This window comes from Geobacter sp. AOG2, from assembly GCF_019972295.1.
In the GTDB taxonomy this organism is placed as follows: domain Bacteria; phylum Desulfobacterota; class Desulfuromonadia; order Geobacterales; family Pseudopelobacteraceae; genus Oryzomonas.
Genome location: NZ_BLJA01000001.1, coordinates 2891626 through 2903908 on the forward strand (window position 1 = coordinate 2891626; position 12283 = coordinate 2903908).

Sequence of the window (12283 nt, forward strand, 5' to 3'; positions counted from 1 at the left end):
ATATCGAAGGTCGTATTCTTTTAACTTATCTATATATTACATAAAATATTTGTTTTGCGTTATGTTGTATATTATATAGCTCGTGCCGTCGGCGTGCCTCCATTTCACTGGCAATAACGGCGCTTTGTTTCGGCCTCCTCCGATGTGCCATCGATCAGAGGGGGCCGCTTACAAGTGCCATTGCAGTGTTACCGATCTTCAAAGTGAAACTTCTGTACCCATCCTGACCCAAACGTAAGCACCCTTCCCTGCGATGGGGGAGCAACAGCCTCCCCACCTTTTCGCATTCGCTCGGGGAACCGTGCGGTTGTCGTTATATAGACGCCTTTATAACCTGTGCCGAGATTGTGTTGACAAGATCCGCATCGGCATCCCGGCGTCACGCACGAACCCGGCACCGGCCTTGGTAAACGGGATAACCGTAGCCGCCGGCACGCCGCCCCACTTCCGAGTTTCCCAGTTTGCTGAATAGTCTCGCTTGCAACCAGTATCGATTAGTTTCTGAAAGGAGAACACGATGCATGAGAAATCCTGGTATGGCCGGGGATTCGGAACAAAGGTGACGGCCCGGTTGGTCCTGGGGCTGTGGGCATGCCAACTGGTGGCATCCGGCACGGTCTTCGGAGCGCCCACGGGCGGGGTGGTCACCAGCGGCAGCGCGGCCATCAGCCAATCCGGCAGCGTCACCAACGTCAACCAGTCCACCAACACGGCCACCATCAACTGGACGAGCTTCAGCACCGCGCCCACGGAAACGGTCAACTTCAACCAGCCCAGCGCCTCGTCCATCACCCTCAACCGGGTGATCGGCAACGAGGCGAGCGTGTTGCAGGGCGCCTTGAACGCCACCGGCAAGGTCTTCCTGATCAACTCCAACGGCATCCTGATGACCAAGGGCTCCACGGTCAACACCGCCGGCTTCGTGGCCAGCACCCTCAACATCACGGACGCCGACTTCAACGCCGGCAACTACGTGTTCAAGGCCAACGGCTCCACCGGTTCGGTGGTCAACATGGGTACCATCACCGCCTCGGACGGCGGCTACGTGGCCATGCTCGGCAATTCCGTATCCAACCAGGGGGTCATCACCGCCACCAAGGGGACCGTGGCCCTGGCCAGCGGCGACAAGATCACCCTCAACTTCAACGGCGACTCCCTGGCCAGCGTCACCGTGGATGAAGGCACCCTGGACGCCCTGGTGGAGAACAAGGAGGCCATCTACGCCGACGGCGGCACGGTCGTCCTCACGGCCAAGGCGGCGGACGACCTCCTGTCGGCCCAGGTGAACAACAGCGGCCTGATCCAGGCCCGCACCGTGGACGATCTGAAAGGCACCATCAACCTCCACGCCTATGGCGGCACCACCTCCGTGGCCGGAACCCTGGACGCCTCGGCCCCCACGGCGGGTGACGGCGGCTTGATCGAGACCAGCGGCGATTCGGTCAAGATCGCGGACAGCGCCACCATCACCACCAAATCGGCCACCGGCGCAAACGGCACCTGGCTCATCGACCCGGACGGCTTCACCGTGGGCGTGAACGGCGACATGACCGCCACGGCTCTCACCAACGCCCTGGCCAACGGCAATGTCACCATCGCCTCCACCTCGGGGACCGGTACGGACGGCGACATCGACATCAACGCGGCGGTCTCCTGGTCGGCCAACACCCTGACCCTCAACGCCACCAACAACATCTACGTCAACGCCGCCATGACCGCCACCGGCTCGGCCAGCCTGGCCGCCAATTACGGCCATGTGCTGGACAGCTCGGGCAACCCGACCACCACGGCGAGCGGCACCGGCAACAGCGACGGCACCCCCTACGGGCTCTACACCCTCCAGAGCGCGACCAACGGCGCGTTCACCGGCACGATCAACTTCAGCGGCACCGGCACCGTGACCATGAACGGCGCGGACTACATCGTCATCAGCACACTGACGACAACCTATAATACGGACGGCAGCGTCTCGGCCTATGGTTTGGACTACGCCCAGGCCCATCCTGATGGCAATTATGTGCTGGGCAGCGACATTACATGGGGCTCTTCCGTCTGGAGCACCGGCATCGGTACGTTCACCGGCAACTTCAACGGCTTCGGCCATCTGATCAATTCCGCCCTGTTGTATGCGACCGGACTGTTCGACACCATCGACACGGGCGCGACGGTCAGCAATCTGGGGATCAACAAAGCGACTCTTTCGCAAAACACAAGTTATGCGGCATCCAGCAGCACCAGAACCACTGCGAGCGCTTACATAGCCGCGGAGGGGATTCTCGCGAATTATAATAAGGGCAATATTATTAACAGTTTCGTCAATAATAGTACCACATCCAATAAAACAAGGATTTATAGCGTCGGCGGCCTGGTCGGCGTCAACTCCGGGCTGATCGCGCAAAGCTATGTTTTTGGTGGGGCAGTCAATGCTTGGTACATAGCGGGCGGCTTGGTGGGCACCAACACTGGTACGATCCTCGACAGTTCGTCGCGGAGCAATGCTGGCTCCGGTGGTGTCAATAGAATGGCCAATAACGCCAGTGCCTCTACGGGCAGCTATTTGGGAGGGTTGGTAGGGGTTAATGATACCGGTGGGGACATTGAGAGGTCATATACCACTACGACTTCATATAATAATATTTATGAAGCAGCAACATATGGTTGTTTTGCCGGAATGAATGCCGGCACCATCAACGAGTCCTATGCGACAAGCAACTTTAGTGCAACCGCCAACACTGCCAACGTCGCGGGATTCGTCTGGCTGAATAGCGGTACGATTACCAATTCTTATACCACGGCTTTATATTTATCGAATGCAAGCGGAATTTCCTATTGGACAGCCGGGTTTGTCGGTGACAACACAGGTACAATCGAAAACTCCTACGCCATTGAATCTTCATCCGACTCTGCCGCGCGTTACGGATTCGCAAAGTCCAACACCGGCACGATCACCAATTCCTACTGGCTCGCGAATAATAACGCGGCTATTACCGACCATAACGCGTCTGTTACCGATCTGACTTCGGCAACACAACTGACCAGTCTGACCAGCGCTTCCATCTACTCGGGTTTTTCAACGGGCATATGGGGCATGTCCGCATCAGGCATACCTATTCTTAAAAACATTATCGTCTACGTCAGCACCGACAGCAGCAGCACCCCCGACTATGGGAGCGCCACGAGCACAGCCACAATGAACCTGCTGGTATATGGCCTGCAAGGTCTATCAATCACAGATAAAGATAGTGTAAGTAACATGTTCACCACCACAACGGACGCCGGTTATGTGGATGCCGGTACCCAGGTTGCAGCCAGCGTTCTTACTTCTTCGGCCTACACGAACGTCAAGGGCACCGTCACGGTCGCCCCCAAGACCATCACGGCCACGGCCACGGTCTCCGACAAGGTCTACGACGGCACCACCACGGCCACCCTGACCAGCCTGACCCTCTCCGGGCTGGTGGGGAGCCAGACCCTGACCACTTCGGCCACGGCCACCTTCTCCGACAAGAACGCCGGCGATGGCAAGACCGTCACCGTGGTCACCACCGCGACCGACGGCACGGGCAAGGCCAGCAACTATACCATCGCCACCACGACCACCACGGCGAGCATCGAAAAGAAGACGATCTCCGCCACGGTCACGGGCAACGACAAAACCTATGACGGCACCACGACCGCCACGGTCTCCTCCACCCTGGCCGGAGTGGTCTCGGGGGACACGGTCACCCTCGGCTACTCAGCCTCCTTTGCCGACAAAAACGCCGAAACCGGCAAGGCCGTCACCGCCACCAACCTCTCCCTCGGCGGCACGGACGGCGGCAACTATACCCTGGGCACCACCTCGACCCTCTCCACCACGGCCACCATCAACCCCCTGGTGCTGGCGCTGTACGGCATCAAGGGGGACGACGGTATTTATACCATCCCATCGTCGAATCTCACGGCCACCAACATCGTAGCCGGCGACACGGTCACCCTCGGCGGTTCGGCCACGGTCTCCACCACGGCTACGTCTGGCTCCACCTATGCGCTTACGGACACCAGCGGCCTCACGGTCAGCAATCCCAACTACACCGTGGCGGGGAGCACCACCGTTTCATACGTCATCGTGGGTGGCGCCAGCCTTGTCCTCAACTCGGTGGCCAGCGGCACGGCCACCATCACCACGGCCGCCAACGCCGGCGGCGGCACCGACACCACCGTCACCACCTCCACGGACAAGACGGTCATCGACTGGACCCGTTTCAACATCGCGAGCGGGGAAACCGTCACCTTTGACCAGCCCTCCACCACCTCCATTGTGCTCAACCGGGTCGTGGGTTATGAGGCCAGTGTGATCAACGGCACCCTCGCCTCCAACGGCCGGGTTTTCCTCATCAATTCCAACGGCATCCTCTTCGCGGCCGGCTCCACCGTCAATACGGCCGGCCTGGTGGCCAGCGCCCTGCAACTCACCGACGCCGATTTTCTCAACAACAACTACGTGTTCACCGTGGCCAGCAGCACCAGCGGCTCGGTGGTCGCCGAGGGCGACATCATCATCGCCGACGGCGGTTTCCTGGCCCTGATCAGTAACAACGGGGTCACCGCCTCGGGCAGCGTGACCGCCACCGACGGCACGGTGTTGCTGGCCTCGGCGGATCAAATGACCCTCACCCTGAATACGGCCGACACCGGTCTGGCCGGCTATGCCCTCTCCGGCTTGAACGGCACCGCCACGGTGGGCGGCACCCTGAACGCGGCGGGCGGACTCATCGAGACGGCCGGCGACACCGTCGTTCTGTCCGACGGCGCGACGCTCACCAGCGGCACCTGGTCCTGGACCCAGGCCGGCAGCATCACCATCGGCGACGGCGGGACCCTCACCGGAACCCTTGTCAATGCCGAACTGGCATTGTGCAATCTTATCCTTACCTCGGCGAAGGGCGACATCACCGTCAACGACGCCCTGGCCTGGACAGCGGACACGAAACTGACCCTCAACGCCGCTAACGCCATCACAGTTGCCGCATCAATCAGCGCCAACGGCGACAATTCCGCAGTGGCCCTGACCGCCGGGAGCGACCTCACCGTCAACGACGCCATCACCACGGGAGGCGCCAACGCCGCAACGGCTCTGGCCGCCACGGGCGGCGACCTCGTTCTCAATGCCCCGATCACCACCACCGGCGAGAACGCGACCCTGGTGTTGACAGCAGGTAAGGACCTCACCGTCAACAAGGCCATCACCGCCAGCGGCGCCAACGCCACCCTGGCGCTCTCGGCCGGCAACGACATCGCCATCGATGCGGACATCACCCTCACCGGCGCCAATGCCGCCCTGGCCATGAACTACGGGGGCGACTACAGCATCCTCACCCCGGCCAGCTACAGCGGTGCGGTGTTGGATGCGGACGGCATCCCGGTGGCCAACGCGGCCCCGAGCGGGACCGAATACGCCGGCATTACCCTCAGCGGCGCCAACGCCAAGCTGGCCATGAACGGCACCAGCTACACGCTTATCCACAGCATGGCCGACCTGGCGGCCCTGGACGACGCCACCGGCACGGCCACCGGCTACTTCGCCCTGGCGCAGGACCTGGACGCCTCGGGCACCACCTACAGCAGTTCGCCCATCGCCGCGCTCTCGGGCACCCTGGCCGGGCTGGGGCATACGGTCAGCAACCTGGCCATTAGCGACACCAAAGAAATATATGTGGGCCTGATCGGCCAGGCCACCGGCAGCACCATCCGGGATATCGGCGTGGTCAATGCCACGGTCTCATCACTAAGGTCCACCGACAGCACGGTGGCATATGCGGGCATACTGGCCGGCAAGGTTACCGACAGCACGGTGAGCAACACCTACAGCACCGGGAAGGTATCGGTATCCTACGGCACTAGCGGCGGGCTGCTCGGAAACGTCACTGGCTCCACCATCTCGTCCTCCTACTCAGCCGCTGACGGTGCGGGCGGGGGGTTGATCGGTTGGACAAGCGCCTCCACCGTGACGAGTTGCCACGCCACCGGGGATGTGACGAACGGTACCGGTGGCCTGATCGGGACCGCCTCTGGCACCAACATCGAAAGTTGTTACGCCACCGGCACCGTGGGGGACGGCACGGGCTACAACGTGGGGGGGCTGGTCGGGTCTTTCTCCGGCGGCAGCTACATCGTAAACTCCTTTGCCAAGGGGAGTGTGTCGGGCAAGTCGAGGGTGGGGGGACTGGTGGGATATCTCGCCATTGACCCCGACGGCACCACCATCGCCAACTGCCACGCCACCGGCGCCGTGACGGCCACGGCCAAAGATACTGACTTAACCAAAGATTATGCTACGGATGGCGGAGCCGGCGGCCTGATCGGCACGGCGGAAAACTCCGGTACCGGTTCCCTGACCGTCACCGACTCCTATGCCACCGGCGACGTAGTGGCCAGCGACTCTGTGGATTACGCGGGGGGGTTGATCGGGAATCTTAACAGCAACGGCAGCAACAGCATTTCCAACAGCTACGCCACCGGCGACGTCACCGGTACCTCGAAAACCGGGTTTGTCGGCGGCTTGGTGGGGTACATGACCAACACCGCCCTCCATTATGTCCACTCCACGGGCACTATAACCGGAGCGCATTGGGTCGGCGGCCTGGCGGGCTTCGCGACCGGGGCGACCATCGATCACTCCTATGCCGCCGGTTTCGTGACCGGCAGCGACGGCGCGACAAAGGTCGGCGGCCTGATTGGCGGGGGCAATGCCGATGGCCACGACAACTATTGGAATGGCGACAGCAACAGCTCGGCCGCCGGCGACGGGGTGCAAGTCACGGGTGACAATAATGAAGGCCTTACCAGTACGCAAATGAGCGACGTCGATCATTATGTCGACGGCACCATCGACCAGGTGCTCCAGGACCGTGCCGACGCCGCGTCCGCCGCCGCAGCCGCCCGGGATGCTGCCCTGCCGGAGGAAGCCGCCGCCCAGGGGAGCCAAACCTCGGGGCAGACGGTGCAAAACGTGTCGGGTTCGTCGCGCTCAAGCCTGTCCACCCAGGCCGATGCCTCCCTGGCCGCCGCGTCCATCGAGGACCAGATCGAGTACGCCGATTCGGCCGACTACTCGGCGGACATCGATTCCATCAACGCCGACGGGGTGCAGTACGACCTGCGCGACAAAACGAAGGACGGGAAGAAGTAAGGGCGAGTGCGCCGCTGGGATTCCCGGCCGCGAAGCAGGGCGTGTGGGGAACCGGTCCCCTGCGCAGGTTATGACGAAGGGGGGTGATGGGCGAATCAGCCCGTAATACGCTGGAAGCTGCGGCCCGGTGCCGCAGGCGAGGAACCCGGCGGCGGGACGGCGAACGCCACGTCTACTCCGGGAAGATGGCCATGAGGGCGCCCCGGCCCCTTATGGTGGAAGTGGAATCAGACAAAGGTGAAACATAACCAGAAAAAACATGGAGGATTACAAATGAGCATTAAAACAGCGCTTCATTCATGTTGCACGGCCGCTGCCGTTTTGACCCTCACCGCCTCGGGCGGCTGGGCCGCCACTACCTGCGTCACCAGAACCGTCGGGACCGGACTGAATGTTACCAAAATAGCCGTCGCCTCGAACTTTACGACCCCGGCCCAGGATATGGTGGACGCTTTTCAGTTGACGACTGCCGGCGCCAATACGGCCATCACGATCTGCAACGATTCCACGACGAACCTCAGGAGCCAGATCGACGCCAATTCGAACCTCTACAGTATGTTTTTTGCCGCCGATACGACGGCAAATTATTACGATACCACTTCCCCCCGCATAGCATACTCCTATGCCAAAGGGGTACCCGTATATTTTACGTATAGGGGGGCAGATGACCGCACGGTGGACGAACTGATCTCGAACCTCACGATCAGCGACAAGAATAGCGATTATTATGCGACCCTGACCGGCTCGAATTTGAGCACGTATGTAATTGCCGATACCACCACCGCAGGCTCCACGGCCATTGCCAATGCCGGCGCCCCCTATGGGGTGAAGGCGCATGCCATCGTGAACAGCATCGAAGGGACAGCGCTGCCCACGACGATCCCCACCTGGGTCGTCTCCCCGCTGTACACCAACATCAACCTGACCTTCGACGCCGTAACCACCAGCGGCACCACCAAAAACGGGTTCGTGTCCCTGGCGCAGATCTGCAGCATAAAGAACAGCGTTTCCTACGTGGAGTTTACCCATTCGGACTATACCCTGGACCAGAAGGCGATCCTGCTCCTGCCGTCCGATACCGTGGCGGCGAATCTCAACAGCTACATCCAGGGCCAAATCAGCGCCGGTACCTGGAATAGCACCTTTCTCCCCCTTCATTGCTACGGCACGATCTAGCACAACCGGGTAGCTGGAACAAACACGCAGCACACCCGGCCTTGGCATACAACGGGGCCGGAATACAAGGGACGTTCCGGGGAACGTCCCGGCACCGGGAAGGACGGCGGTCAGCCGGCAGAGCCGTGGGCTCTCCGGCGGGCCGCCGTCATCCCCTCCCAGTGTTGGCCCCTCGGCAGAGTCTGCGGGCACCGGCCCGCAGGTTCCGCCGAAGCGCCAAAATGAGCGACCTTTGCCGGTTCACTACGTCATACATGCGAGGTACCAATGAAAGACAGATGCGAACGCCGTAACCGTTTCACCGTGTGCTGTTCAACCGCAGCCAGGCTCCTGACGCTGGCCCTGTGCGCCTGCGGTCTGGCCGCTCCGGGCCACGCCGCGCCGGCACCCGAAGACCCCGCCGCTGCGGCCGTGCTGGTCAACGGCACGGCCATCACCATGGGGGCGTACCGGAAGGAACTGGAAAGCGCCACCCAGGTGCAGGAGGCCAAGGCCAAGCTGGCCCATGACGCCATGATGGCACGGGTGAAACAGGAAACCCTGGACAACATGATCACCCGCGAGCTGCTCTATCAGGAGAGCCGCCGGCGGAACATCGCGGTGGACGCCGCGACCGTCGACCGGGAATACAAGCAGTATAAAGCGAACTTCGCCAGCGAGGCGCAGTACGTCGAAACCCTGACGCGCCTGAAGCTGAGCGAAGCCCAGGTGCGGGAGCAGATCGCCCAGGGGATCGCCATCCGTACCCTCATCGAAGAGGCGGTCGGCAAGAAGGTCACGGTTACGCCCGAGGAGGCCAGGAACTATTACGACCGCAATGCTGCCGCTTTTGCCCAACCCCCCAGGGTTCATCTCAGCCATATCCTGATCGCCTTGGCCAAGGATGCCACCAAGGAGCAGAAAAAGGCCGCCGCCGACAAAATTGCGGAGGTCCAGAAACGGGTGGCCCGCGGGGATGACTTCTCGGCCCTTGCGGCCCAGTATTCCGACGACGCCAAGAACCGGACCCGTGGCGGCGATATCGGCTGGTTCACCTCGGAGCAGATGCCGGCGGAAATGCACGCCAAGGTTAAAAATCTCAAGGTGGGCGACGTCTCCGCTGTCGTGGAGGACCGCTTCGGTCTGCACGTCATCAAGGTGATGGAGAGCAGAGCGGCCTTTACCCCCACCTTCGACGAACTGAAGGACCGGATCATGGCCACGGTCAGGCAGGAAAAGGCGGAAAAGGAGTTGCAGCCGTTCGTCAAGCAACTGCGGGACCGGGCAAAGGTGGAGATCCGCCTGCCGGAAGATAACTCCTGATGGGCGGCCGCCGTCCCGAGGAGTGGCCATGGCATACCAACAAACGACAGAGGACCACCACCATGCACATATTTAATCGACGCCCGACGGCAAGCGCCGTGCGGATACTGACCATTTTGGTGTTCGCCATTGCCGCGTCCACCGCGTTCGCCGCCCCGCAGATCCCCGATTACAATATCGGCGGCGCCATGAAGGAAGCGGCCCCGCCGCCTACGCCGCCCAAGAAAGAGGTGCCGACCCCGTCCAAGCCGGTCATCATCCAGGAGGAGGAGAAACCGTTCTCCCTGACCGACGGCGAAAAGATCTTCATCAAGGATTTCCGGCTGGAAGGTGCGGAAAAGGGGGACGAGGCCAAGCTGTCGGCTCTGCTGGCACCGTACAAGAACCGGGACCTGACCATGACGGAGATCAGGGAGGCGGCCAACAAGCTGACGCTTTTCTACCGGGACCGGGGCTACCTGGTGGCCAAGGCCTACATACCCAAGCAGGACGCCAGGGACGGCATCCTGACGATCAGGATCATCATGGGCAGCTACGGCACCTTCTCCCTGAAGAACAAATCCCTGGTGAGAGATTCGCTCCTGCAAGGGGTCTTCGACAACACCAAGAAAGGCGCGTCACAGGTCGTCACCAAGGGGGGGCTTGAGCGCTCCATACTGGTGGTCAGGGATATGCCGGGCTGCGCCATCCCCACGGTTACCCTGGCGCCGGGGACCCTGCCGGGCACCACCGATTTCGAGGTGGGCGTGGATGCCGGGCAGCGCTTTACCGGTTATCTCATGGCGGACAATCAAGGGTCGCGCTTCACGGGAAGAAACAGGGTGTACGGCGGCATCGATCTCAATTCTCCCACCGGCAGCGCCGACAAGCTCTCGGTCAGCGGCATGACCACCGAGGACGGCGATCTGTGGAATGCCCGGCTGGCCTACGGCTTTCCCCTGGCCCATAACGGCCTGCGCGGCGAAGTGGCGGTGTCCCGGACCAATTATGAGCTTGGCGGTGAATATTCGTCGTTGAGCGCGCTAGGCGTGGCGGACTCACTGGAAGGCACCGTATTCTATCCGGTCAAAAAAACCAGCGAGGAGGCCTACGACCTTTCCGTAAATTTTACCTACAAGAAACTGTGGGACGACCTGTGGTACACGGGCACCCATAACCGGCGGGAGGCCTATGCGGGGACCGTGGCCCTGCAACGGAACGCCTACGGCAGCCTCTTGGGCCAGCATCTCTTCACCAATGCCACCGCCAGCTTCAGCGTCGGCTCGGTGGAGTTCACGGACGCCGCCCAGGAGGCGCTGAACATGGGTAAGAACGCCGCCAATACGGAAGGCATCTATTCGAAATTCGATCTTGCCCTGTCCGCGAACCTGGAGTTGACCGAGGACATATCCGCCAAGGCCTCGTTCAAGATGCAACAGGTGTTGTCGGCGGCCAATATCGATTCGAGCGAGCAGTTCTTCATCTCCGGGCTCGGCGGCGTCAAGGCCTATTCGGAAAGCGTCGGTTTCGACAACGGCTATCTGGTGAATCTTGAAGCCAAGTATGCCTTGCCCCCCCTGTTTGGCCTCAAGCAGTCCCTGGGGGTATTCTTCGACCATGGCTTGGCCTATGCGGAGAAGGGCGAGTACACCGTGAACGATATCTTCATCCTGAGCGATATCGGCCTGGGGTATTACGCCAGTTACAAGCAACTGTTCTGCACCGCCCAGGTGGCGCAGCCTGTGGGGAAGACCAGCGGCGTCAACGATCCGGGCACCCGTATTCTGCTGCAATTCGGCGCGGTGTTCTAGTGAGATCCTGCACATTTCAAACCAAGGGAAAGGATAGAATATGATTGTGAAGTGGCTGTCCGGAACTATTGATTACGGCATCATCGGCCTGTTGTTGTTCTTGAGCGTAATGGTGGTGGCCGTGGCGCTGGAGCGGTTCTTCCTGTACCGGAAACTCCGCATCGCGGATTTCGATAATATCAAATCCCTGGAGCTGGTGCTGACGGAGAAGCTCTCCGTGATCGCCTCGGTGGGGAGCAACGCCCCGTATCTGGGGCTTCTGGGGACCGTGCTGGGCATCATGCTGACCTTTTACAACATGGGTCAGGATGCTGCCATGGATACGGGTAAAATCATGATCGGGCTGGCCCTGGCCCTGAAGGCGACGGCGGTGGGGCTGGTGGTGGCGCTGGTGTCGGTGGTGCTGTACAACGCGCTTTTGAGGAAGGCCAAAGTGCTGACGCTGAAATGGGAGATTGCCAATGGACGAAAAGCCCTTTGAAACCATGAACGTTATTCCGTTCGTGGACATCATGCTGGTGCTTCTGACCATCGTGCTGACCACGTCGAGCTTCATCGCCAGCGGGAGAATCCCGGTCAATCTGCCCCAGGCCTCGAAAAGCGCTGCGGAAACGGACAAGGCCGCCATCATCGAGTTGGGCGCGGCCGGCACAATTTATTTCAACAGCAAGCAGGTTACCCTGGAGTCCCTGAGAGGCGAACTGGCGCCGTTGGGCAAGGACACCGGCTTCATCATCCGGGCGGACCGGGAGATCACCCTCCAGCATTTCATCGATGTGGCCGACCTGCTGAAGCAGTTGAGCTTCAAGAAGGTGGCCGTTCAGACCAAGAATCGGACGTGAAC

Annotated in this window: 6 protein-coding genes; all 6 read left to right on the forward strand. The window is 61.0% G+C overall.

Annotated features, from left to right (window positions below; genetic code table 11):
• Positions 1–517 precede the first annotated feature (517 nt).
• Positions 518–7171, forward strand: a complete 6654-nt coding sequence (locus LDN12_RS13275; RefSeq protein WP_223923140.1) for a filamentous hemagglutinin N-terminal domain-containing protein — start codon at positions 518–520, stop codon at positions 7169–7171.
• 273 nt (positions 7172–7444) lie between these two features.
• On the forward strand, positions 7445–8347 hold the full coding sequence (locus LDN12_RS13280) for a hypothetical protein (protein WP_223923141.1): 903 nt from the start codon (positions 7445–7447) through the stop codon (positions 8345–8347).
• 267 nt (positions 8348–8614) lie between these two features.
• Positions 8615–9649, forward strand: a complete 1035-nt coding sequence (locus LDN12_RS13285; protein WP_223923142.1) for a peptidylprolyl isomerase — start codon at positions 8615–8617, stop codon at positions 9647–9649.
• Positions 9650–9711: 62 nt separating this feature from the next.
• Positions 9712–11439: a ShlB/FhaC/HecB family hemolysin secretion/activation protein gene (locus LDN12_RS13290; protein WP_223923143.1), complete on the forward strand. Its 1728-nt coding sequence runs from the start codon at positions 9712–9714 to the stop codon at positions 11437–11439.
• 40 nt (positions 11440–11479) lie between these two features.
• A complete protein-coding gene (exbB, locus tag LDN12_RS13295) occupies positions 11480–11920 on the forward strand; it encodes a TonB-system energizer ExbB (protein WP_223923144.1) in 441 nt (146 codons plus the stop codon).
• The gene (locus LDN12_RS13300) at positions 11901–12281 is read left to right on the forward strand and encodes a biopolymer transporter ExbD (RefSeq protein ID WP_223923145.1); all 381 of its coding nucleotides are present in this window, start codon (positions 11901–11903) and stop codon (positions 12279–12281) included. Before exbB ends, LDN12_RS13300 begins: the two co-directional genes overlap by 20 nt.
• Positions 12282–12283: the final 2 nt, after the last annotated feature.